Source organism: Streptomyces cylindrosporus (assembly GCF_022698165.1).
Taxonomy (GTDB): domain Bacteria; phylum Actinomycetota; class Actinomycetes; order Streptomycetales; family Streptomycetaceae; genus Streptomyces; species Streptomyces cylindrosporus.
Genome location: NZ_JALDAY010000012.1, coordinates 268,165 through 292,101, shown reverse-complemented (window position 1 = coordinate 292,101; position 23,937 = coordinate 268,165). Strand labels below are relative to the sequence as shown.

Sequence of the window (23,937 nt, the reverse complement as noted above, 5' to 3'; positions counted from 1 at the left end):
CGGAGGGAATGGAGTCGAAGGGAAGCGGGCGGCGTCAGCCGCCGATCATGGTGTCGACCTGGGTGCCGTCGGCCGCCGCGCCCACCCACATCCGGATGTCGGAGATCCGGCCAGGCAGGTAGTGGCCCCAGGCGCTGTTCACGAAGGCCTTGCCGGCCGCGAGTTCGCCCGAGCCGACGACCGCGGTGTACGGGGTGTCGGTGTCGTTCTGGGTCGAGTCGAGGTAGAGGGCGATGGTGCCGGCCTGCGCGTCGTAGACGCCGGTCAGCCGGACCCGGCTGCCGACCACGGCCGCGCTGTCGGAGTCGACGGCGGTGAAGGTGCCGTCGGCGGCGAGGCGGCCGAACCGCCAGAAGCCGACCGGGACTTCGTAGGGGTTGTCGTCGTCGTCGAAACGGGTCTCGGTGCCGGTGGTCTCGTACCACAGGCCCCAGGCGGAGCCGTCGGCCGTGCGCTGGCCGAGGACCTGGCCGATGAAGCCGGTGCCCTTGGCGTTCAGGGCGGTCTGGTCGAGTTCGACCTCGGTGGTGACGGTGAAGGAGCCGGTGTCGTCGAGGACCGGTCCGGCGGTGGTGGCCGCGTCGTCGGTGCCGTCGAGGACGATGGCCTCGCCGTCGAGGGAGGCGCCGCCCGTCAGGGTGAGGGTGCGGGCGTAGCCGGTGACCGTGTCGGCGAGCGAGGTGCCGCTCGCCCCCTCCGGGTTCCAGGCGGCGACCATCTCGGTGGCCGTCGCGGTGTCGGTGGAGTCCAGCAGCCTGGCCTCGGTGGCGACCTCGGCGGGCGTGAGCGCCGTCTGGAAGACGGCCGCCTCGTCGATACGGCCCTTCCAGTACTGCTCGAAGGTGCCGTAGACGTAGCTCGCGCGGCCGAACTGCAGCGGTGCGTCGGGGGTCTGCTTCTCGCCGCCGCTGGGCACGCTCACCGGGTCGCCCTGGGCGCGTCCGTTGACGTACAGCTGGATGGTCCTGGCGTCGGCGTCGTAGACGCCCGCGACATGCGTCCACACCTTGAGCGGCGGGCCTTCGGCGAGGGCGCCCTTGGTGACGAAGTGGCGGGTGCCGCTGCTGTCGGACCAGTTGAAGCGGAACACCCAGCGCTTGACGCCGCCCGACCAGTAGAGCGAGAAGCCGGAGCTGTCGCTGCCGGTCTGGGACAGGACGGTGCGGTAGGCGCTGCTGTCGGTGAGGTACGTCCAGGCCGAGACGGTGTACGAGGACTGGGTGTTGACGGCCGCGGAGGCGGTCGCCGCGTATCCGGACTGGCGGGTGGTGTCGGAGGTGTCGTTCAGCCACAGGGAGCGGTCGTCGGAGCCGCGGCGGCCCCAGCCGGACCAGCCGGCGCCGGTGGTGTAGAGGGTCGCGGGGTGGCGGGTGCCCGGGGCGGTCGCCTCGTCGGCGGCGAGGGTCCCGCCGGAGCCGACCGCGCTGTCGTTGAAGTGCCAGCGCCCGGTGGCGCCTTGGCTCTCCTGCACGTTGAACTTGACGCTCGCGATGGCGCCCCAGCGTCCGCTGCCCACGTTGTCCAGGGCCCGCACCTGGAGCACCTGGGTGCCGGCCAGGTCCGGTGCGATGCTGCGCACCACCGTCGTACCGGAGACCGTGGGCGACCAGGAGGTGGCGGAGGACAGCTTGTAGCGGTAGCCGACGACCGTGGCCGCGTCACCGGAGGCCGGGGCGAAGGTGAAGGTGCCCTTCACGCCGGGGCCGCCGGCGGGCGGGCAGTCGTTGGCCGTGCAGACGGAGTACGGGGTGCCGAAGGTGATCACCGGGGCCTTGGGGGCGGTGGTGTCGACCTTGAAGTAGCACCAGCCCTTGGTCGTGACCGTGCTGTGCGACTCCAGGTAGCTGGCGCCGCCGTTGTAGTAGGAGCGGGTGAAGACCGCCATCCGGTACGTGCCGCCGTCCGCGAGCGTGACCGGGGAGCTGACCTCGACCTTCTTGCCGTCGCCCGTGTAGCCGGGGCTGACCGGGCGGACCGGTTCGGTGACCAGGCTCCAGGTGTTGTCGCTGTTCTTCTTCTGCACGTAGAAGTGGGTGCGCAGGTTCGCCTCGGACTCGCCGCCGGCGAGGGTCTGGGCGACCGCGCTGAACGTGGGCGTGGGGTCGGACAGGACGGCGGGGTCGCTCGCGTCCGTCTCGCACGAGGAGATCTCGCCGGACAGGACGCCGGGGCTGGTGGGCGGGGCGGGGACGCCCACGTAGTCGACGTCGAGCACGGCGTCGTCGTCGAACCGCTTCCAGCCGTTGGGGTCCGACTCGTTGTACGCCTTCAGCATCAGGGTGAGGCGGGAGAAGTCGCCGGCCGCGAAGGCCTTCACCGTGTTGGTGAGGTTCTCGTAGCTCTGCGAGGGGTCGTCGTTGAACTCGATGGGCGCGTCGGGCTGGCTCGGGTCGCAGGCGGTACCGCGGCCGGCCGACACGGTGCGGTCGCCCATGATGTCCCAGTTGCTGGTCGGGCCCGGCCAGCGCGTCGCGGAGGAGATGTTCGGGGTGCGCACCAGCTGCACGGTGGTGTGCGTGCACGACATCGACCAGCGCTCGGTCACCCTGAAGGTGGCGTCGAGGACCCGCTTGCCGCGCAGTGCGGTCGGCGCGAACTCGAAGTACATGCGCTGCTTGTAGCCGGAGCCGCAGTAGTAGGCGTAACCGCCGGTCACGTAGGTGCCGCAGTAGCCGACGCCCTCGCCGTCGTCGCCGCCGGAGAAGTTGTAGAAGGTGTCGCCGTCGGAGGAGAGCAGGGTGCGCTCGGACTCTCCCCAGGAGACGTCGGGGTCGATGTAGAGCGGGTAGACCGTGTCGTCGCCGGTCAGCAGCCCGGTGTCGGGTACGACGGTGATGGAGTCGGCGTCCGCGGTGACCGGCAGCACCGCGGAGGCGTCGCCGTCGCTGGGGCCGGCCGCCGGGTCGGGGGTGTGGTCGCCGTCGGAGGGGATCTGCTCGTCCGCCGCGGTCAGCGACATGGTGGTCGGACCGGAGGAGGCCGCCGCGTCGCCCGCGCTGTCCCACTGCCGCGCGGTCGGCGTGCGGAAGACGGCGTTGCCGTTGTCGTCGAGGGCGTTCAGCCCGCCGCCCGCGCCCTCGCTGAGGGTCAGTCCCTCGGCCCGCACGGGGAAGTCGAGCTTCTTCAGCTCCTCGCTCGCCGCGGCCTCGGGCGTCTTGACGACGAGGACCTCGCGGTAGCCCTCGGTGGTCGCGGTCATCCGCAGGTCCACGCCGGGCAGCACCTCGGGGTAGACGGCCGACGCTCCGTCGAGGGTCGGCTCGGGCAGGGTGCCCGGCCAGCCGACGGTCAGGGAGTGGTCGCCCTCGGCCACCGTCACGAGGTCGGTGCCGACGCCGCCGCCGGAGAAGGACACGTCCGCGACCGAGGCGCGCGGGCCGACCGTGCCGTCGGCGCGGCGCTCCAGCGTGGCGTCGGGCGTCGCCCAGGAGCCGTCGGGCTGCCTGGCGCGGACCGGGACGGTGGACAGGCTGAGGGAGAAGGTGGAGCCGTCCGGGTTGGCGTAGGTGGTGGCGTATTCGCCGCGCTCGCTCTTCACCTCGACGCGCTCACCGCTCTCGACCGCTTCCTGGGCGGCTTTCTGAGCGTCGGTCAGTTCCGGCTGCTTTTCCTGCTCTTCGGCGGCGGAAACGGACGTCACGGCGGACGCGGGAATCGCGTTGAGCGTCCCCATTCCGACCGCGAGGACCGTGACGAGCGTCAACCAGCGTCTGCGCGCAGGTCTTTGACGGCATGCCAGAACAGTTGCCACTACAGCCCCCCGTGAGCCACAAGTCCCCAACTGGCGCAATTTTTACGCACCTTGACCGTTCATAGTCAAGGTTGATCGGCGAATTACCCGCCCTTTGATCAATTCCGCCGAATAAAAGGGGAGGCAAAGGAGAACGCACGGAAAACGAGGCCTGAACCGCGGGCGATGTGGCGCCGGTCACAGGGACCCCCACCCCTGGACATCACGTGAGGTTAGGCTAACCTACCTTCGAACTTGCCCTCGGGCGCTCCGCCCCGTTCGAAAGCAGCCACACCATGTCCAACGCCAGAGTCACCCACCTCACCCGACGCGGCATCCTCGCCGCCGGCGGCGCCCTCGGCCTCGGTGCCGTGCTCGCGGCCTGCGGGGACGACGACGCGAAAAGCGGTGGCTCCGGCAAGGAAACGGCGGCCGCCGAGTCGGGTCCCTGGTCCTTCAAGGACGACCGCGGAGAGACCGCCAAGGCCGACAAGATCCCCGCGAACATCGTGGCGTTCGTCGGCGTCGCCGCCGCCCTGCACGACTACGGCATCGAGTCCAAGGGCGTCTTCGGCCCGACGAAGACCAAGGACGGCAAGGCCGACGTCCAGGCCGGCGACATGGACATCAGCAAGGTCACGATCCTCGGCAACGAGTGGGGCCAGTTCAACATCGAGAAGTACGCGGCCCTCGCGCCGGACGTGCTGATCTCCACGATGTTCGACGACGCCGGCACCCTCTGGTACGTCCCGGAGGAGTCGAAGAAGAAGATCCTCGCCGTGGGCGCCCCGAGCGTCGGCATCTCCGTCTACGACCGCCAGCTCACCGAGCCGCTCCAGCGCATGCTGGAGCTCGCCAAGTCCCTTGGCGCGGACACCACTTCGAGCAAGGTCACCGCGGCCAAGAAGGCCTTCGAGGACGCCGCCGCCCGGCTGCGCGCGGCCACCAAGGCCAACCCCGACATCAAGGTGATGGCCGGCTCCGCGAGCGCCGACCTGTTCTACGTCTCCGGCTCCAACCTCTCCATCGACCTGGAGTACTTCAAGGCCCTCGGCGTGAACTTCGTCGAGCCCTCGGAGAAGTCCAAGGCCAAGGGCGGCGGTTGGTACGAGTCGCTGAGCTGGGAGAACGTCGACAAGTACGACGCGGACGTCATCATGATGGACAACCGCACCTCGGCCATCCAGCCCGCCGACATCACCGAGGCGACCTGGAAGAAGCTCCCCGCGGTCAAGGCCGGCCAGGTCATCGCCCGCAACCCCGAGCCGATCCTGTCCTACGACAAGTGCACCCCGCTGCTCACCAGCCTCGCCGAGGCCATCGAGAAGGCGAAGAAGGTCAGCTGACATGACTACGGCCGTAGCCGCCCCGTTCCGTTTCTTCTCCCTCCAGGTCGTACGGACGAGGCGGCTCGGCCCGTCCCTGGTCCGGGTCACCTTCGGCGGCGAGGAACTCCAGCACTTCTTCTCCGACGGCCGCGACCAGTCCCTGTCGCTGTTCGTGCCGCATCCCCACCAGAGCGAACCCGTCGTACCGGTCGAGCTCGGCGACGGCTGGTGGCAGGCCTGGCGTGAACTCCCGGACGACGTACGGGCCGTGATGCGCTCGTACACGCTCCGGGCCCTGCGCCGGGACCCCGACGAGATCGACATCGACTTCGTGCTGCACACCCCGGCCGGACCCGCCTCCGCGTGGGCCGCCGGGGCCACGGCCGGCGACCGGGTCTTCCTGCTCGGCCCCGCGATCGCCGACAACCGCGCGATCCGCTTCCGCCCGCCCGCCGACACCGACCTCGTGCTGCTCTGGGGCGACGAGACCGCGCTGCCCGCCGTCTCGGCGATCCTCGAGTCCCTGCCCGCCGGACAGCGCGCCCGCGTCTGGCTGGAGGTGCACGACGCCGGGGACATCCTCGACCTCACCACCGAGGCGGACGCCGAGATCACCTGGCTGGTCCAGGACGAGACCCGCGCCGAGGGGTCCCCCATGGCCCTCGGCGCGCTCCGCGACACCCAACTCCCGCCCGCCGAGCACCCGTACGTCTGGATCGCGGGCGAATCCGGCTCGGTGAAGGCGCTGCGCCGGCACTTCGTCGGCGAGCGCGGGATCGACCGGCGCCGGGTGACCTTCGTCGGGTACTGGCGGCAGGGCATGACCGAGGAAGAGCTGCGCGCGGCCGAATAGTCACGAGCATGACGGGAGTGATCACCGTCACGATCAAGGCTGCCCTCACCTTGCACTACTTAGGTTAGGCTTACCTAAGTAACTGCTTCTCGAAGTTCCCCGTAGCTCCCCCACCGGAGGACACCCCACATGCGCTCGCACCTGCTCAATGACACGACCGCGGAGCAGTACCGTCGCTCCGTCACGGAAGGCGTCGAGCGGGTGGCCGCCAAACTCGCCGCCACCGAAAGTCCGTTCACCGGCGTCACGGTCGACGCCCTCGCTCCCCGCATCGACGCGATCGACCTGGACCAGCCGCTGCTCGACACCTCGGCCGTGCTCGACGAGCTGGAGGAGGTCTACCTCCGGGACGCGATCTACTTCCACCACCCCCGCTACCTGGCCCACCTCAACTGCCCGGTCGTCATCCCGGCCGTGCTCGGCGAGGCCGTCCTGTCCGCCGTCAACTCCTCCCTGGACACCTGGGACCAGTCGGCCGGCGGCACCCTGATCGAGCGCAAGCTCATCGACTGGACCACCGCCCGCATCGGCCTCGGCGGGAACGCCGACGGCGTCTTCACCTCCGGCGGCACCCAGTCCAACCTCCAGGCCCTGCTGCTGGCCCGGGAGGAGGCGAAGAGCGACTCCCTCGCCAAACTGCGCGTCTTCGCCTCCGAGGTCAGCCACTTCAGCGTGAAGAAGTCGGCGAAGCTCCTCGGGCTCGGGCAGGACTCCGTCGTCTCCGTTCCCGTCGGCGCCGACAAGCGGATGCAGACCGTCGCCCTCGCCCACGAACTGGAGCGCTGCCGCCGCGACGGCCTGATCCCCATGGCCGTCGTCGCCACCGCCGGCACCACCGACTTCGGCTCGATCGACCCGCTGCCCGAGATCGCCGAGCTGTGCGAGCAGTACGGCACCTGGCTGCACGTCGACGCTGCCTACGGCTGCGGACTGCTCGCCTCGCTCAAGTACCGGGACCGGATCGCCGGCATCGAGCGCGCCGACTCGGTCACCGTCGACTACCACAAGTCCTTCTTCCAGCCGGTGAGTTCGTCCGCCGTGCTGGTCCGGGACGCCTCGACCCTGCGGCACGCGACCTACCACGCCGAGTACCTCAACCCGAAGCGGATGGTCACCGAGCGCATCCCCAACCAGGTCGACAAGTCCCTGCAGACAACCCGCCGCTTCGACGCCCTCAAGCTGTGGATGACCCTGCGCACGATGGGCGCCGACGGCATCGGCCGGCTCTTCGACGAGGTCTGCGACCTGGCCGTGGAGGGCTGGCGGCTCCTGGCCGCCGACCCACGCTTCGACGTGGTCGTGGAGCCCACCCTCTCCACCCTCGTCTTCCGCTACATCCCGGCCGCCGTCACCGACCCCGCCGAGATCGACCGCGCCAACCTGTACGCCCGCAAGGCCCTGTTCGCCTCCGGCGACGCGGTGGTCGCCGGCACGAAGGTGGGCGGCCGCCACTACCTGAAGTTCACCCTGCTCAACCCCGAGACGACGACCGACGACATCGCCGCCGTCCTCGACCTGATCGCCGGCCACGCCGAGCAGTACCTGGGAGAGTCCCTTGACCGCGCGTCCTGAAAACCCGAGCAAAATCTACGACTTCGTCGGCATCGGACTCGGCCCGTTCAACCTCGGCCTCGCCTGCCTCACCGAGCCGATCGACGAACTCGACGGTGTCTTCCTGGAGTCGAAGCCGGACTTCGAGTGGCACGCGGGCATGTTCCTGGACGGCGCCCACCTCCAGACCCCGTTCATGTCGGACCTGGTCACACTGGCCGATCCGACCTCGCCGTACTCCTTCCTCAACTACCTGAAGGAGAAGGGCCGCCTGTACTCGTTCTACATCCGCGAGAACTTCTATCCGCTGCGGGTGGAGTACGACGACTACTGCCGCTGGGCCGCGAACCGGCTGAGCAGCGTGCGCTTCTCCACGACGGTCACCGAGGTGACGTACGAGGACGGGCTGTACGGCGTGCGGACCGAGGCCGGTGCCGTGTTCCGCGCCCGCCACCTGGTCCTCGGCACCGGCACCTCCCCGCACTACCCGGAGGCCGTGCGCGGTCTGGGCGGTGACTTCTTCCACAACTCCCGCTACATGCAGAACAAGGCGGAGCTGCAGAAGAAGGAGTCGATCACGATCGTCGGCTCCGGCCAGTCCGCCGCCGAGATCTACCACGACCTGCTCAGCGAGATCGACGTCCACGGCTACCGGCTGAACTGGGTGACGCGCTCGCCGCGCTTCTTCCCGCTCGAATACACCAAGCTCACGCTGGAGATGACGAGCCCGGAGTACATCGACTACTACCGCGAGCTCCCCGAGGCCACCCGCTACCGGCTCACCCAGCAGCAGAAGGGCCTGTTCAAGGGCATCGACGGCGACCTCGTCGACGAGATCTTCGACCTGCTCTACCAGAAGAACCTCGGCGGCCCCGTGCCCACCCGTCTGCTCACCAACTCCGCGCTGACCGGCGCGCGTTGGGAGAACGGCACGTACACCCTCTCCTTCCGCCAGGAGGAGCAGGAGAAGGACTACGACATCGAGTCGCAGGGCCTGGTCCTGGCCACCGGCTACAAGTACGCCGAGCCGGAGTTCCTGGCCCCGGTGAAGGACCGGCTGCGCTACGACTCGCAGGGCAACTTCGACGTCGCCCGCAACTACTCCATCGACACCACCGGCCGCGGCGTCTTCCTGCAGAACGCCGGCGTCCACACGCACAGCATCACCAGCCCCGACCTGGGCATGGGTGCCTACCGCAACAGCTACATCATCCGTGAGCTGCTCGGCACCGAGTACTACCCGGTCGAGAAGACCATCGCGTTCCAGGAGTTCGCCGTATGACCTTCACGTTCCGTGCCCTCGACCCCCTGAAGGACGGCGAGCTCCTCCACTCCTGGGTCACCCACCCCAAGGCGGCCTTCTGGATGATGCAGGACGCGAGCCTGGTGGACGTCGAGCGCGCCTACATGGAGATCGCGGCCGACGAGCACCACCACGCGCTGCTCGGCCTCGACCGGTACGGCGTCCCCGCCTTCCTCATGGAGTACTACGACCCCCGCCACCGCGAACTCGTCGGCCTGTACGAGCCGTTGCCGGGCGACGTCGGCATGCACTTCCTCACCCCGCCGACCGACACGCCCGTCCACGGCTTCACCCGCGCCGTCATCACCGCCGTCATGGCGCACCTCTTCGAGGACCCGGCGACCGAGCGCGTGGTGGTCGAGCCGGACGTCTCCAACAAGGCCGTCCACGCCCTGAACGAAGCCGTCGGATTCGTGCCCGAACGCGAGATCCAGAAGCCGGAGAAGAAGGCCCTGTTGAGCTTCTGCACGCGGGAACAGTTCCTGGCGGCGACGGGAGTGCCCGCATGACCCTCGCCGACTCCGTCGCCCACCTCTCCCCCGAGCGCTGGGAGAAGGCCAACCGTCTGCTGATCCGCAAGGCGCTCGCCGAGTTCGCCCACGAGCGGCTGATCGCCCCGGAGCGGGACGGCGACACGTACGTCGTCCGCAGCGACGACGGCCTCACCCGCTACCGCTTCACCGCCACCCGCCGCGCCCTCGACCACTGGCAGGTCGACGCCGGCTCCATCACCCGCCACCGCGACGGCGCCGAACTCCCCCTCGCCGCCCTGGACTTCTTCATCGAGCTGAAGAACACCCTCGGCCTGACCGACGAGATCCTCCCGGTCTACCTGGAGGAGATCTCCTCCACCCTCTCCGGCACCTGCTACAAGCTCACCAAGCCGCAGATCCCGGTCGCCGAGCTGGTCCGCTCCGACTTCCAGGCCATCGAGACCGGCATGACCGAGGGCCACCCCTGCTTCGTCGCCAACAACGGCCGGCTCGGCTTCGGCATCCACGAGTACCTGTCGTACGCCCCCGAGACCGCGAGCCCGGTCCGGCTGGTGTGGCTCGCCGCGCACAGGTCGCGCGCCGCGTTCACCGCGGGTGTCGGGATCGAGTACGAGACCTTCGTACGCGAGGAGTTGGGCGAGAAGACCGTCGAGCGCTTCGAGGGCGTCCTGCGCGAGCAGGGCCTCGACCCCGCCGACTACCTCCTCATCCCCGTCCACCCCTGGCAGTGGTGGAACAAGCTCACCGTCACCTTCGCCGCCGAGGTCGCCCGCCGCCACCTGGTGTGCCTGGGCGAGGGCGACGACGAGTACCTGGCCCAGCAGTCCATCCGGACCTTCTTCAACAGGTCCAACCCCGAGAAGCACTACGTGAAGACGGCCCTGTCCGTCATCAACATGGGCTTCATGCGCGGGCTTTCGGCCGCCTACATGGAGGCGACTCCCGCCATCAACGACTGGCTGGCCCAACTCATCGAGGGCGACCCGGTGTTGAAGTCGACGGGGCTGTCGATCATCCGCGAGCGGGCCGCCGTCGGCTACCGGCACCTGGAGTACGAGAAGGCGACGGACCGCTACTCGCCGTACCGCAAGATGCTCGCCGCGCTGTGGCGCGAGAGCCCGGTCGCGGGCCTCCGGGACGGCGAGTCCCTCGCCACCATGGCCTCCCTCGTGCACGTCGACCACGAGGGCGCGTCCTTCGCGGGCGCACTGATCGAGCGGTCGGGCCTGGCGCCGACGGAGTGGCTGCGGCACTACCTGCGGGCCTACTTCACCCCGCTCCTGCACAGCTTCTACGCCTACGACCTGGTCTACATGCCGCACGGCGAGAACGTGATCCTCGTCCTGAAGGACGGCGTCGTGCAGCGCGCGATCTACAAGGACATCGCCGAGGAGATCGCCGTCATGGACCCGGACGCGGTGCTGCCGCCGACGGTGGAGCGGCTGCGCGTGGAGGTCCCCGAGGAGAAGAAGCTGCTGTCGATCTTCACGGACGTCTTCGACTGCTTCTTCCGCTTCCTCGCCGCGAACCTCGCGAGCGAGGGGATCCTGGCGGAGGACGACTTCTGGCGGACGGTCGCCGAGGTCACCCGCGAGTACCAGGCGTCGACGCCCGAACTCGCCGACAAGTTCAAGCAGTACGACATGTTCGCGCCCGAGTTCGCCCTGTCCTGCCTCAACCGGCTCCAGCTGCGCAACAACAAGCAGATGGTGGACCTGGCGGACCCGTCGGGCGCCCTCCAGCTGGTCGGAACCCTCAAAAATCCCGTCGCGGGGTTCTGACCACGACGGACGGGCACCCCGGAGTACGGTCCTCCGGGGTGCCCGTCGACGTCCGGCACTTGCAGCGCCCTCAGGGGCGCGGGGAACTGCGCGACCAGCCCCCACCGGCGATCAGACGAATCACCAAGGCACCTGCGGCGACCGGTAATACCCGATCCCCAACGCCTCCCACCGCGCAGCCTGCGCAGCAAGCCGCACCTTGTAGGTGTCCCAGTCGTGCGTCGCGGCCGGCGACCACCCGAGCTCGGCGACGCCCGGCAGCCTCGGGAAGGCCATGTAGTCGATGTCCGCGCTCGTCACGATCGTCTCGGTCCACAGCGGCGCCTCGACCCCCTTGACCGCCGAACCCGGCACCCCGGCAAGGTAGTTGCCCGGATCCCAGTCGTACGACCGCCGCACCTCGACCAGTCCCGCCCAGTCCTGCCCGAGCGGGGTGTCCTCGGTGTACTTCATGTCGAGGTAGACCCGGTCGGCGGGCGAGAGGACCAGTCCCGTCCCGTTCTGCGCGGCCTTCACGACCTGCGCCTTCTCCGCCGCGTCGGTGTCGTCGAGACCCCAGTACTGCGCGATGGCCCCCTTGGCCGGGTGCGCGCCGGTCAGCTGGTGCCAGCCGATCACCGTCTTGCCGTACTTGGCGACGACCGGCTGCACCCGGTCCATGAACTTCACGTAGTCGTCGTGCGGGGTGGAGTGCGCCTCGTCGCCGCCGATGTGGAGGTAGCGGCCCGGGGTGATCGCGGCCAGCTCTCGGATGACGTCGTCCACGAAGTCGTACGTGACGTCCTTGTTCACGCACAGGCTGCTGAAGCCGACATCGGTGCCGGTGTAGAGCGGCGGTGCCACGCCGTCGCAGTTCAGGTCGGCGTAGGAGGCGAGGGCCGCGTTGCTGTGGCCGGGCATGTCGATCTCGGGGACGACCTCCAGATAGCGGGAGGCGGCGTACCGGACGATCTCCTGGTAGTCGGCCTTGGTGTAGTGGCCGCCCTCGCCGCCGCCGACCTCGGTGGAGCCGCCGTACGTGGCGAGGCGCGGCCAGGAGTCGATGGCGATGCGCCAGCCCTGGTCGTCGCTGAGGTGCAGATGCAGCGTGTTGACCTTGTAGAGGGCCAACTCGTCGATGTAGCGCTTGACTTGGGCCACCGTGAAGAAGTGGCGGGAGACGTCGAGCATCGCGCCGCGGTAGGCGTAGCGCGGGGAGTCGGTGATGGTGCCGCCGGCGATCTGCCAGGGGCCGGGCTGCACGGTCCTCTTCTCCACGGCGGCGGGCAGGAGCTGGCGCAGGGTCTGGACGCCGTGGAAGAGGCCGGCGGGGTGGGCGGCGGTGAGGGTGACGCCGGCGAGGCCGCTGTGGAGGCGGTAGCCCTCCGCCCCGAAGTCGCCCTTTGCGAGCCGGAGTCGGATGCCTCCGTCGCCGTGGGTGGTCAGCGGGAGCCGGTAGCCGGTGGACGGGCGCAGGATGTCCGCCAGGTACTCCCCGATCCGGCGGACCTCGCCCGGTCCGTCCACGTGGATGGCGGTGGAGTCGGTGATGCGGTACGCAGAGCCTCCCGACGTGACCGACGCAGGTGCCGGAACCACGCGGTCCAGCGGAGTCGGGCTCGCTTTCGTCACAGTGGTCGCTCCTACCGTGAAGGTGCCGGCCGCCGCCACGAGCAGCAGCGATCCCAGAACGCGGTGCAGTCTCACATGCGCTCCCTTCGATTGGTAGAGACCACTCTCCCGCAGATCCGGTGAAACAATCCCCCCATGGCGGAAATCATCCAGAAGGACGGCACGTGGGTCTTCGACGGCGACGCCCTGCGGCTGACACCGGGACGGGACCGCAACGTCAGCCTGCTCCGCCGCACTCTGGGTGAACTCGTCGTCCCGCTGGGCGCGTTGGCCGGTGTCTCGTTCGAGCAGGGCAAGAAGTCGGGGCGGCTCAGGCTGCGGCTGCGCGACGGCGCCGACCCGCTGCTGCACGCCTCCGGCGGCCGGCTGACCGAGCCCAACGACCCGTACCAGCTGCTCGTCGAATCGGACCGCTACGGGGTCGCCGAGTACTTCGTGGACGAGGTCCGCAACGCGCTGCTGCTGGACGAGGTGCCGTCCGACCCGGTGGACGGGTACCTGCTGCCGGGCCCGCCCGTGCCGCTGTCCGTTTCCGCCGGGGACGGCACCGCGAGCTTCGACGGCGAGCACGTACGGCTGGAGTGGAACTGGAAGACCGAGGACGCGAAGGCCGCCGCCGGCACCCGCACCCTGCCGGTCGCCGATCTCGTCGCGGTGGAGTGGCAGCCCGCGGTCGGCCTGGAGAACGGGCATCTGCGCTTCACCGTGCGCCACGCGCCGACCAAGGCGCCGCCCAAGTACGACCCCAACTCCGTTGAGCTGTGGGGCTTCAAGAAGGACCCGCTGATGGCGCTGGTCGCGGCGGCGGTGCAGGCACGGCTGCCGCATCCGTCTGCGGCCGCCGTGGACGTACCGCCGAAGCAGTTGGAGGAGCCGCCCCAGGACGACCACGACGCTCTGCTACGGCGGCTGCGGGAGCTCGGCGAGCTGCACCGCACCGGGGTGCTGACCGACGAGGAGTTCGCCATGGCCAAACAGGCGATCCTCAAACGCATGTGAGGACCGCCTGTTCGACAGGGTCACTTGGCCCGGCGGGCCACCGTGAAGTGGTCGATGCGGTCACCGGTCTCGGCGATGCCCGACACCTTCAGCTTGGCGTAGCGGCCCTTCGACGCGGGCTCGACGTCCACGCGCAGGAAGGAGTAGTTGAGGTAGCGCACCCGGGACCAGGCGACGGTCTCGTTGACCTTGCCGTCCTTGGTGTTGATGAAGGAGGCGACGGAGTCGACCTCGTTCAGGTGCCCCTCGTAGGAGTCCGGCGCGGTGAACGCGTACAGGCTGCGGCCCGCGGCGCCCGCCGTCACGTAGACGACGCCCTCGGTCTCGGGGTACGCGGTCTCGCCGATCGGCAGCTTCTTGACGACCTTGTTGCCCTTGATGACGTCGGTGCGCTCGTACTGGTGGTTGTGGCCGTTGATGACCAGGTCCACCGTGTACTTCTCGAACAGCGGCACCCACTCCTGTCGCACGCCCCCCTCCGAGGCGTGCGCCGTGGAGGTGCAGTAGGCGCAGTGGTGGAAGAACACGACGATGAAGTCGATGTCCTTGGAGGCGCGGTACTTCTTCAGCTGGCCCTCGAACCACGTGGTCTGGGTGCCGCCGGAGATGCCGAGGTTGGCGGGGATCTCGAAGGACACGTCGTTCGGGTCCAGGGAGATGACGGCGGTGTTGCCGTACACGAAGGAGTAGACGCCCGGCAGGTGCGCCTTGTCCGGCCCGTTGTCGGGGAGCGTGAAGCGGGCCTCCTCGCCGCCGTAGCCGTTCGGGGAGTACCAGGCCTCCATGTCGTGGTTGCCGTAACTCACCATCCACGGCACGGACTTGGCGACCGACTCGGTCTGCGCGAGGAACTGGTCCCAGACGCGGGAGTCGAAGCCGGTGTCGGCTGCCTTGCCCGCACCCGCCGGGTCGGCGTACGCGATGTCGCCGGCGTGCAGGTGGAAGCTGGGGTTCTGGCCGAGGATCAGGCTGTCGTTGGCCAGGCCGTGGTAGCTGACGCCCTGGTCGCCGAAGGCCGTGAAGGTGAACGGCTCGCTGCGGCCGGGGGCGGTGGTGAAGGTGCCCAGGGTGCCGAGCAGGTGCGGCTCGGCCGGGTCGAAGCCCTGGTGGCCGACGCCGTAGTAGTACGTCCGGCCGGGGCGCAGGTGGCTGAGCTTGGCGTGGACGTAGTACTGGGTGTGGTCCGCGCTCGCACCGACGCCGGCCGGCGTGTAGAGCGTGCGGATCTCGGCCTCGATCTTGCGGGAAAGGTCCCACGGGTGGGCGCCGATGCGGATGAAGGGCTTCTTCACCGCGACCGGGACCTGCCAGGAGACGGTCATCTCGGTGCTCGCGTCGTTGCCGAACGCGAGGTGGCGGCCGAACGGGGCGACGAGGGAGCCGTCGACGTACTCGGTCGCGGGGGCGGTGCTCTGCGTCGGGACCGCGGCCTGGGCCACGGCACCCGGCACGAACGCGCCACCGGCGACGGCGCCGATCGTCACGGCACCGCCTCTCATCAGGTTGCGCCGCGAGAATCTCGCGCGCAGGTACTCGTGCTGCTCGGCCATGCTCATGCGCTCGGCGAGCTCTTCGGGTACTCCCATACGAGGAATGTCCATGGCGTCTGAAACTCGTCTCCACAGACGACAAACCGCAAGACGCGGAATGGACAGCCTGCGAACAGAGTGCCATGAGAGATTCAACGTTAGCCCAAAGATCCTTAACAGCGCCCTGCCCGAAATCGGGCAGGATTCTTGCGAAAGCCTCTCCGGTACCCCAGGATCTACCGGGTGCACGACGAACTCGTTGATCATCTGACGCGCTCCACGCCCCTGAGCCGGGGCGAGGCGCTGCGGGTGATCCAGGACGTGCTCGCCTTCTTCGACGAGACGACCACGGAGTACGTCCGTCGCCGCCACCGCGAGCTGCAGGCCCAGGGCCTGGTGAACGCGGAGATCTTCGAACGGATCGAGGCGGACCTGAAATACCGGGCGGTCGCGCCGCCGGAGCTTACGCTCAGGCAGCTGCGCCGCATCGTCTACGGCTAGGAACACGTATATATGTGCGGAATCGTCGGATACATCGGCAAGCGTGATGTGGCCCCCCTCCTCCTGGAGGGCCTGCAGCGGCTGGAGTACCGGGGCTACGACTCGGCGGGCATAGTCGTCACGTCTCCCAAGACGGCGGGCCTGAAGATGGTCAAGGCCAAGGGGCGCGTGCGCGACCTGGAGGCGAAGGTCCCGGCCCGCTTCAAGGGCACGACCGGCATCGCCCACACCCGCTGGGCCACCCACGGCGCCCCGTCCGACGTGAACGCCCACCCGCACATGTCGGCCGACCAGAAGGTCGCCGTCGTGCACAACGGCATCATCGACAACGCCTCCGACCTGCGGCGCAAGCTGGAGGCGGACGGCGTCGAGTTCCTCTCCGAGACGGACACCGAGGTCCTGGTCCACCTGATCGCCCGCGCGCAGGCCGAGACGCTGGAGGAGAAGGTCCGCGAGACCCTGCGGGTGATCGAGGGCACGTACGGCATCGCGGTGATGCACGCCGACTTCGCGGACCGCATCGTGGTGGCTCGAAACGGTTCCCCGGTGGTCCTCGGCATCGGCGAGAAGGAGATGTTCGTCGCCTCCGACATCGCGGCCCTCGTCACCCACACCCGCCAGATAGTGACTCTGGACGACGGCGAGATGGCCACCCTCAAGGCCGACGACTTCCGCACGTACACGACGGAGGGCACCCGCACCACGTCGGAGCCCACCACCGTGGAGTGGGAGGCCGCCTCCTACGACATGGGCGGCCACGACACGTACATGCACAAGGAGATCCACGAGCAGGCCGAGGCGGTCGACCGCGTCCTGCGCGGCCGCATCGACGACCGCTTCTCCACCGTGCACCTCGGCGGCCTGAACCTGGACGCCCGGGAGGCCCGCCGGATCCGCCGCGTGAAGATCCTCGGCTGCGGCACCTCGTACCACGCGGGCATGATCGGCGCCCAGATGATCGAGGAGCTGGCCCGCATCCCCGCGGACGCCGAGCCCGCCTCCGAGTTCCGCTACCGCAACGCGGTCGTCGACCCCGACACCCTGTACGTCGCCGTCTCCCAGTCCGGCGAGACCTACGACGTCCTCGCGGCCGTCCAGGAGCTCAAGCGCAAGGGCGCGCGGGTCTTCGGCATCGTCAACGTGGTCGGCTCGGCGATCGCCCGCGAGGCGGACGCCGGCATCTACGTGCACGCGGGCCCGGAGGTCTGCGTGGTGTCGACCAAGTGCTTCACCAACACCACGGTCGCCTTCGCACTGCTCGCCCTGCACCTGGGCCGCACCCGCGACCTCTCGGTCCGCGACGGCAAGCGGATCATCGAGGGCCTGCGCAAGCTGCCCGAGCAGATCACCGAGGTCCTCGAGCAGGAGGAGGAGATCAAGAAGCTGGCCGAGCAGTACGCCGACGCCCGCTCGATGCTCTTCATCGGCCGGGTCCGCGGCTACCCGGTGGCCCGCGAGGCCTCCCTGAAGCTCAAGGAGGTCTCCTACATCCACGCGGAGGCCTATCCCGCCTCCGAGCTCAAGCACGGCCCCCTGGCGCTGATCGAGCCCGCCCTCCCCACGATCGCGATCGTCCCCGACGACGACCTCCTGGAGAAGAACCGCGCCGCGATGGAGGAGATCAAGGCCCGCAGCGGCCGCATCCTGGCGGTGGCCCACCAGCACCAGGAGAAGGCGGACCAGACGATCGTGGTCCCGAAGAACGAGGACGAACTGGACCCCATCCTGATGGGCATCCCCCTCCAACTCCTCGCGTACCACACGGCCTTGGCCCTGGGCAGGGACATCGACAAGCCGAGGAACCTCGCGAAGTCAGTGACGGTCGAGTAGCGGCTTTTGTCTTTAGGGGCGCGGGGAACTGCGCGACAAGCCCCCACGCACCCGCAAGCGGCCGACGAAACGGAACGGACCCCCACGTGATGCCACCATTCACGGGGGGTCCGTTCTCATCGCCGGGGAGCCGCCCAACCCCCCAGCCTGCGCAGCTAGCCGGTGGCCGTCACCCCCCGGCCGGCAGCGCGTCGCGGAAGCACCGTCGGCCAGTGCGCCAGCGCCGCCGTCGCCCCGTACCAGGCAACCGCCCCCGCCGCCACGGCGAACCAGCCGCCCACCTTCGTCAGCGACCCGTTCGTCGCGAACTCCGCGATGGCGAGCAGCACGAGGGAGACGAAGAACAACCCGTAGGTGCCCTGCGTGAGTTGGTCCCCACCGGCGAGGGTGAGCGAAAGGGTCACGAGAGCGAAGAGCAACAGGAACAGCCCGGCCGCGTTGGCGGAGCCACCCGCTGTGACGGCCCAGGTGAACCACAGCGCACCCAGCGCCGAGAACGCCGTACCGTTGACGGAGTCACCGTCGCGGAACGCGAACAGACCGGCGACGAAGAGCGCAACGCCGCCTACGTAGTGGGCCAGTGATACGGCGTCAGCGGCCGATACGCCGTTGATCACGTCGGTGTTTCCGAGTCCGAACGCCAACAGGGTGATTCCCAGGGCGAGTCGGCCGACCACGGTGGTGGTCCCACTTCCCGCGGAGACGTCATTGTCCACGGCGGGCTCCCTTCATGCATGTGCAGTCGTGCGGTGACCGATATATGCCCTTCACAAGGGCACAAACACCTCTGCACACAGGAACAGGGAGTTACGGAATGACTACGGAATGACAACGACAGGGCGCTTGGCGCGCTTGGCGAGCCGCCCCGCGACGGAGCCGAAGATCCGCCCCACGATGCCGTGCGTGGACCCGACGACGATCGCGTCGGCCTCGTACTCCCGCCCGACCTCTTCGAGTTCGTGGCAGATGTCGCCGCCGCGCTCGACGAGGATCCAGGGCACCTCGGACAGGTAGTCCGCGCAGGCGAGTTCGAGCCCGAGCACCTCGGTGCGGTGGTCCGGCACGTCCACGAAGACCGGTGGCTCGCAGCCCGCCCACACCGTGGTGGGCAGCCGGTTGGCGACATGCACGATGATCAGGCCCGAACCGGAGCGGTGGGCCATGCCGATGGCGTACGCGAGGGCGCGTTCACTGGACGTGGAGCCGTCGAAGCCGACGACGACACCATGCTTGAAGGCGGGATCGCAGGAATGACGTGGCTCTTCCGCCGCCAGGGGCTCGCCCGCCGTGGGATCGGCGACGGGCCGCTTGCGGTCCGCGGGTTCGAAGAATTCGTGACCGGCCATGGCTGTCTCGGCGTTTTGATCCTTTGTGGGAGGGACAACAACGTGCGGCGAAGCTGTGTCCGGGAATGGTCTTCCCACGCCCATACCCCCAAGGGTACGGCGGCACGCCTCCTTCGCCCAGATCCCGCCCACGGCTCGTGGGGGTTCCAGGGAGCATGCACGAGGGGACGCCCGTAACGCAATGGTTGCTGCGCTGTACAGGCGGTTTGCACAGGATTCACTTCCCCGGGGGCCGTCCGGGGCCCCGCGCACAGTGACCGACGGGTCGAACACGCGTTGAACCCCGTGACCCAGCCCCAGGGAGCACGCATGTCCGGACCGCACCCCACCCCCGACTCCCCCCGCGCGACCAACCCGCCCCAGGACTCGGCGACCGACGTCGTCCGCTGGGCGGCCTTCAGCTGCGTCCTGGTTCCGGTGATCCTCCTCTGGTACGGCACCTCGCTCGCCGGCACCGCCGGCACGGCGCTCGGCCTGGCCGCCGTGACGGCCGTGTGCCGGCTGCTGCTGCGGCAGTCCGAGCGCGGCGCGGCCAGGCTCCTGGCCGAGGAGAGCGCCCCGCACCGGGGCCGCCGTCACAGAACGGGTACGGGCGCACACAGAGGCGGACGTCACACCGGGGGAAATACACCGGTCGGCTGACCGGTTTCGATGCACGCGCCCGACGCTTTTCAGCCAACTTCCCCACCCCGCGCATGCCTACCCCGCACCACCCCCCAACCCCCGTTCGACCTGCACGAACAGGGGTCATAGGGCCCCGCGCACCCTACGTGGATTGGCCACCGCGACAAGGCGCACTTCCCTGCACGGCCCACGAGTGCAACGCTTCGTGATCGAATGCTTCACGCCAAGTTGCCATGTCGACAATGTGCCGGTTCCCGAACTGGGTCACCCCGGCACCGCGCAACACAGTAGATTCGATCTTGACGTCTTACGGCGGGGGACTCGTGCAGGACCGAGGGGAAACGTGCAGGAGCGACACAACCGAGGAGCCGCGACCACCGAGGGGGGCTTAGCAGTATGAGCCACGACTCCACTGCCGCGCCGGAAGCCGCGGCCCGGAAGCTTTCCGGGCGACGCCGCAAGGAGATCGTCGCGGTGCTGCTGTTCAGCGGCGGCCCCATCTTCGAGAGTTCCATACCGCTGTCGGTGTTCGGGATCGACCGCCAGGACGCCGGCGTGCCGCGCTACCGACTGCTGGTGTGCGGCGGCGAGGAAGGCCCACTGCGGACCACAGGGGGCCTGGAACTCACCGCGCCACATGGCCTGGAAGCGATCTCACGCGCGGGCACGGTCGTCGTGCCGGCCTGGCGCTCGATCACTTCGCCGCCGCCGGAGGAGGCGCTCGACGCTCTGCGCCGGGCGCACGAGGAGGGCGCCCGCATCGTCGGGCTGTGCACGGGTGCCTTCGTCCTCGCCGCGGCCGGCCTGCTGGACGGCCGTCCCGCGACCACGCACTGGATGTACGCGCCGACGCTGGCCAAGCGCTATCCGTCGGTGCACGTGGATCCGAGAGAACTCTTCGTCGACGACGGGGACGTACTGACCTCGGCCGGTACGGCGGCCGGAATCGACCTCTGTCTGCACATCGTGCGGACGGACCACGGCAACGAGGCGGCCGGCGCGCTCGCCCGCCGCCTGGTCGTCCCCCCGCGCCGGACAGGAGGCCAGGAGCGCTACCTGGACCGCTCTTTACCAGAGGAGATCGGCGCCGACCCGCTCGCCGAGGTCGTCGCCTGGGCGCTGGAGCACCTGCACGAGCAGTTCGACGTGGAGACGCTGGCGGCACGCGCGTACATGAGCCGCCGCACCTTCGACCGCCGCTTCCGCTCGCTGACGGGCAGCGCCCCGCTGCAGTGGCTGATCACGCAGCGGGTCCTGCAGGCACAGCGCCTCCTGGAGACGTCGGACTACTCGGTGGACGAGGTCGCGGGCCGCTGCGGCTTCCGCTCGCCGGTGGCCCTGCGCGGCCACTTCCGCCGCCAGCTCGGCTCGTCCCCGGCGGCGTACCGCGCCGCGTACCGGGCCCGCCGCCCCCAGGGCGACAAGCCGACGGACGCGGAAGGCCCGACGGGACCCGCGGTACCGGGCCCCGCCCTGCACCCGGAGGGCCCCGTCCCGCTGCAGAGCAGGCGCGCGGCGGCGAGCGCGGTGGGTTCCGGCGCGTCCCTGTCGACGGCGGCGACGGCGTCGGTGGAGAACGGCCGCGAGATGTACGTCACCGGCAGGGCGACTTTGCCGGGGCAGCGCAGCGGGACGTGACGTGACCGTGTGACGCCGGACGGGCTCTTTCTTTTCAGCCCGTCCGGCGTTTGAGGACGAGGCCGTCCAGGCCGAAGCGGGGGTCCAGGGGGCGGCAGCCCCCTGGGTACGCCGACCCCAACGCCGGGGCACCCAAAAGCTCACGCCAGCTTTAGGGTGGTCGCATGAACGATCGCATGGTGTGGATCGACTGCGAGATGACCGGCCTCTCGCTGTCCGACGACGCGCTCATCGAGGTGGCCGCCCTCGTCACCGACTCCGAGCTGAACATCCTCGGCGACGGCGTCGACATCGTCATCCGTCCGCCGGCCAGGGCCCTGGAGACGATGCCGGAGGTGGTCCGCCAGATGCACACCGCGTCCGGCCTGCTGGACGAACTCGCCGGCGGCACGACGCTCGCGGAGGCGGAGGAGCAGGTGCTCTCCTACGTCCGCGAGCACGTGAAGGAACCCGGCAAGGCCCCCCTGTGCGGCAACTCGGTCGGCACCGACCGCGGCTTCCTGGCCCGGGACATGGCAGCGCTGGAGGGCTACCTCCACTACCGCATCGTCGACGTCTCCTCGGTCAAGGAGCTGGCCCGCCGCTGGTACCCGCGCGCCTACTTCAACAGCCCCGAGAAGAACGGCAACCACCGCGCCCTCGCCGACATCCGCGAGTCGATCGCCGAGCTGCGCTACTACCGCGAGTCCATCTTCGTACCCCAGCCGGGCCCCGATTCGGACACCGCGAGGACGATCGCCGCAAAGCACGTCCTGCCTGCTCAGTAGGGGCGGCGGGGCCCCGCGGAGGGGGCCCCGGAAAGCCGTGCGCGAGCACCCCTTCGGACCCTGTACACTTTTTCTCGGCCGGTCGGGGAAACCACAAAGTCCAACCTCCGGTCGTGGTGGGTGTAGCTCAGCTGGTAGAGCACCTGGTTGTGGTCCAGGATGTCGCGGGTTCGAGTCCCGTCACTCACCCTGATCACTCAGCCGGTGACCCGGAAGCAACGGGTCACCGGCTGACTGTCTTTCGGGGGCCGACTGTCTTTCCGGGGGCCGCATGAGCAGGGACGCACACACCGCCGACGTGATCCGCACCGCCCGCCTCGACCTCCTCCCCCTCCGCGTCGAACACGCCGCCGAGATGGCCGCCGTACTGTCCGACCCGGCCCTGCACACCTTCATCGGCGGCGCCCCCGCCACCCCCGAGGCCCTGCGCGCCCGCTACGAACGGCTGGTGGCCGGTTCCCCCGATCCCGCCGTCACCTGGCTCAACTGGGTTCTCCGCCTGCACCAGGAGTCCCACCTCGTCGGCACCGTCCAGGCCACCATCGCCCCGCCCACCGCCGAGATCGCCTGGGTCGTCGGCACCTCGTGGCAGGGCCGCGGCCTCGCCTCCGAAGCGGCCCGCGCACTCGTCACCTGGCTGACGTCCCGCCCCGGCATCGAGACGATCGTCGCCCACATCCACCCCGACCACACGGCGTCCGCCGCGGTGGCGCGGGCGGCGGGCCTCAAGCCGACGGACGAGGAGCAGGACGGCGAACGCCGCTGGCGCCTGGTCCTACCCAGCTGAACGCCACGGCCCCGCCAACTCCCGTACACCCGCCCACCGTTCGGCCGGAAGCATCCCGCCCACCCTCAGGACGACGTCCGCTCCACCAGTTCCGTCGCCAGTACCACCTGCCGCCGCTCCAGCCCCCGCGACACCGCCGGCCTGCGGTCCGCGATCTCCTCCAGGAGGAGGTCGATCATGCGGCGGCCCATCTCCTCGATGGGCTGGCGGACGCTGGTGAGGGGCGGGTCCATGTGGCGGGCTATGGCCGAGTCGTCGTAGCCGATCAGGGCCACGTCGTCGGGGATACGGCGGCCCTCCTCGCGCAGCACCTGGCGGGCGCCCGCCGCCATCACGTCCGAGCCGGCGAAGACCGCGTCCAGGTCGGGGCAGCGGGCCAGCAGCCTCGTCATCGCCCGGCGGCCGCCCTCCTCGGTGAAGTCGCCCGGCTCGATCAGGCTCTCGTCCACCTCGTGGCCCGCGTCGCGCAGGGCGTCGCGGTAGCCCTCGACGCGGCGCTGGGCGCCGTACACGTCCAGGCGGCCGGTGATGTGGGCGATCCTGCGGCGGTCCCGGGACAGCAGGTGCTCCACGGCGGACCGGCCGCCGCCGTAGTTGTCGGAGTCGACCGAGGTCAGCGTCTCCCCCGCGGAACGGGGGCCGCTGATCACCGCCGGGATCTCCAGCTGGGCGAGGAGGTCGGGGAGTGGGTCGTCGGCGTGGACGGAGACGAGGAGCACGCCGTCCACGCGGTGCGCGGCCAGGTACTGCGCCAGGCGGCGGCGCTCGCGGTCGCTGCCCGCGAAGATGAGCAGCAACTGCATCTCGGTGTCGGAGAGTTCGGCGCCGACGCCCTTGAGCATGTCCGAGAAGTACGGCTCCGCGAAGAACCGCGTCTCCGGCTCGGGGACCACCAGCGCGATCGCGTCCGTGCGGTTGGCGGCGAGGGCGCGGGCCGCGGTGTTGGGCACGTAGCCGAGCTCGGCGACGGCCGCCTCCACCGCCGCGCGGGTCGCGTCGCTGACCCGCGGCGACCCGTTGATCACCCGGGAGACCGTGCCGCGGCCCACGCCGGCGCGGGCGGCGACCTCTTCGAGGGTGGGCCGCCCCCCACTGCGGCTCCGCGCTCCGTGGCCTGTTGCCATTGGCTCCGCCCTCCCATGCACCTACGTCGGCCTGGAATCTAACAGTCCCGCCGGTGGCGGTGACCGCCGCCGGGGACGGCCGTTCCCAGGTCAGGACATCCCGAGGGACACCCGGTCACGGACCCCGCTATTCCACTTAAC

Annotated in this window: 19 protein-coding genes and 1 tRNA gene; 14 read left to right on the top strand and 6 right to left on the bottom strand. The window is 69.7% G+C overall.

Annotated elements, in window-relative coordinates:
• Window positions 1-34: 34 nt before the first annotated feature.
• Window positions 35-3,640, bottom strand: a complete 3,606-nt coding sequence (locus MQP27_RS36400; protein ID WP_308290054.1) for a LamG-like jellyroll fold domain-containing protein — start codon at window positions 3,638-3,640, stop codon at window positions 35-37.
• Window positions 3,641-4,026: 386 nt separating this feature from the next.
• On the opposite strand from MQP27_RS36400, the gene MQP27_RS36395 reads away from it, so the two are divergent.
• The 6 genes from MQP27_RS36395 to MQP27_RS36370 all read left to right on the top strand — a co-directional run bounded on the left by MQP27_RS36395 (window position 4,027) and on the right by MQP27_RS36370 (window position 11,040).
• Window positions 4,027-5,076 (top strand): ABC transporter substrate-binding protein, encoded by a 1,050-nt coding sequence (locus MQP27_RS36395; protein WP_242773273.1) that lies wholly within the window; start codon window positions 4,027-4,029, stop codon window positions 5,074-5,076.
• 1 nt (window position 5,077) lies between these two features.
• Window positions 5,078-5,911, top strand: coding sequence for a siderophore-interacting protein (locus MQP27_RS36390; protein WP_242773271.1), 834 nt, complete (start codon window positions 5,078-5,080; stop codon window positions 5,909-5,911).
• A gap of 129 nt (window positions 5,912-6,040) precedes the next feature.
• Window positions 6,041-7,483: a lysine decarboxylase DesA gene (desA, locus tag MQP27_RS36385; protein ID WP_242773269.1), complete on the top strand. Its 1,443-nt coding sequence runs from the start codon at window positions 6,041-6,043 to the stop codon at window positions 7,481-7,483.
• Complete coding sequence (locus MQP27_RS36380; protein WP_242773268.1) at window positions 7,467-8,744, top strand: lysine N(6)-hydroxylase/L-ornithine N(5)-oxygenase family protein; 1,278 nt, start codon at window positions 7,467-7,469, stop codon at window positions 8,742-8,744. Before desA ends, MQP27_RS36380 begins: the two co-directional genes overlap by 17 nt.
• A complete protein-coding gene (locus MQP27_RS36375) occupies window positions 8,741-9,274 on the top strand; it encodes a GNAT family N-acetyltransferase (RefSeq protein WP_242773267.1) in 534 nt (177 codons plus the stop codon). The genes MQP27_RS36380 and MQP27_RS36375 overlap by 4 nt, the downstream gene beginning before the upstream one ends.
• On the top strand, window positions 9,271-11,040 hold the full coding sequence (locus MQP27_RS36370) for an IucA/IucC family protein (RefSeq protein ID WP_242773266.1): 1,770 nt from the start codon (window positions 9,271-9,273) through the stop codon (window positions 11,038-11,040). Before MQP27_RS36375 ends, MQP27_RS36370 begins: the two co-directional genes overlap by 4 nt.
• Window positions 11,041-11,160: 120 nt before the next feature.
• Here MQP27_RS36370 and MQP27_RS36365 read toward each other — a convergent pair whose 3' ends face one another.
• A complete protein-coding gene (locus tag MQP27_RS36365; RefSeq protein ID WP_242773265.1) occupies window positions 11,161-12,726 on the bottom strand; it encodes a beta-N-acetylhexosaminidase in 1,566 nt (521 codons plus the stop codon).
• Window positions 12,727-12,786: 60 nt separating this feature from the next.
• On the opposite strand from MQP27_RS36365, the gene MQP27_RS36360 reads away from it, so the two are divergent.
• On the top strand, window positions 12,787-13,650 hold the full coding sequence (locus MQP27_RS36360) for a DUF4429 domain-containing protein (RefSeq protein WP_242773264.1): 864 nt from the start codon (window positions 12,787-12,789) through the stop codon (window positions 13,648-13,650).
• A gap of 20 nt (window positions 13,651-13,670) precedes the next feature.
• Here the strand turns inward: MQP27_RS36360 and MQP27_RS36355 are convergent, their stop codons facing one another.
• Window positions 13,671-15,236, bottom strand: coding sequence for a purple acid phosphatase family protein (locus tag MQP27_RS36355; RefSeq protein WP_242773263.1), 1,566 nt, complete (start codon window positions 15,234-15,236; stop codon window positions 13,671-13,673).
• A gap of 186 nt (window positions 15,237-15,422) precedes the next feature.
• On the opposite strand from MQP27_RS36355, the gene MQP27_RS36350 reads away from it, so the two are divergent.
• Together MQP27_RS36350 and glmS are read left to right on the top strand one after the other, a co-directional pair.
• Window positions 15,423-15,680 (top strand): hypothetical protein, encoded by a 258-nt coding sequence (locus MQP27_RS36350; protein WP_242773487.1) that lies wholly within the window; start codon window positions 15,423-15,425, stop codon window positions 15,678-15,680.
• Window positions 15,681-15,692: 12 nt separating this feature from the next.
• A complete protein-coding gene (gene glmS / locus MQP27_RS36345) occupies window positions 15,693-17,510 on the top strand; it encodes a glutamine--fructose-6-phosphate transaminase (isomerizing) (protein ID WP_242773261.1) in 1,818 nt (605 codons plus the stop codon).
• 155 nt (window positions 17,511-17,665) lie between these two features.
• On the opposite strand, the gene MQP27_RS36340 is transcribed toward glmS, so the two are convergent.
• Window positions 17,666-18,226, bottom strand: a complete 561-nt coding sequence (locus tag MQP27_RS36340; RefSeq protein WP_242773257.1) for a GPR1/FUN34/YaaH family transporter — start codon at window positions 18,224-18,226, stop codon at window positions 17,666-17,668.
• Window positions 18,227-18,328: 102 nt separating this feature from the next.
• Window positions 18,329-18,856: a universal stress protein gene (locus MQP27_RS36335; RefSeq protein WP_242773254.1), complete on the bottom strand. Its 528-nt coding sequence runs from the start codon at window positions 18,854-18,856 to the stop codon at window positions 18,329-18,331.
• A 309-nt stretch (window positions 18,857-19,165) separates the two neighbouring features.
• Here MQP27_RS36335 and MQP27_RS36330 point away from each other — a divergent pair, with 309 nt between their 5' ends.
• From MQP27_RS36330 to MQP27_RS36310, 5 genes are all read left to right on the top strand, one after another.
• Window positions 19,166-19,498, top strand: a complete 333-nt coding sequence (locus tag MQP27_RS36330) for a hypothetical protein (RefSeq protein WP_242773251.1) — start codon at window positions 19,166-19,168, stop codon at window positions 19,496-19,498.
• 378 nt (window positions 19,499-19,876) lie between these two features.
• Window positions 19,877-21,118: a helix-turn-helix domain-containing protein gene (locus tag MQP27_RS36325; RefSeq protein WP_242773248.1), complete on the top strand. Its 1,242-nt coding sequence runs from the start codon at window positions 19,877-19,879 to the stop codon at window positions 21,116-21,118.
• A gap of 164 nt (window positions 21,119-21,282) precedes the next feature.
• Window positions 21,283-21,885 carry an oligoribonuclease gene (gene orn, locus MQP27_RS36320; protein WP_242773246.1) on the top strand — a complete coding sequence of 201 codons (603 nt, stop codon included), beginning with the start codon at window positions 21,283-21,285 and terminating at the stop codon, window positions 21,883-21,885.
• A gap of 116 nt (window positions 21,886-22,001) precedes the next feature.
• Window positions 22,002-22,074, top strand: a tRNA-His gene (locus MQP27_RS36315).
• A gap of 82 nt (window positions 22,075-22,156) precedes the next feature.
• Window positions 22,157-22,672: a GNAT family N-acetyltransferase gene (locus MQP27_RS36310; protein WP_242773243.1), complete on the top strand. Its 516-nt coding sequence runs from the start codon at window positions 22,157-22,159 to the stop codon at window positions 22,670-22,672.
• 65 nt (window positions 22,673-22,737) lie between these two features.
• Here the strand turns inward: MQP27_RS36310 and MQP27_RS36305 are convergent, their stop codons facing one another.
• Window positions 22,738-23,796: a LacI family DNA-binding transcriptional regulator gene (locus MQP27_RS36305; RefSeq protein WP_242773241.1), complete on the bottom strand. Its 1,059-nt coding sequence runs from the start codon at window positions 23,794-23,796 to the stop codon at window positions 22,738-22,740.
• Window positions 23,797-23,937 lie beyond the last annotated feature (141 nt).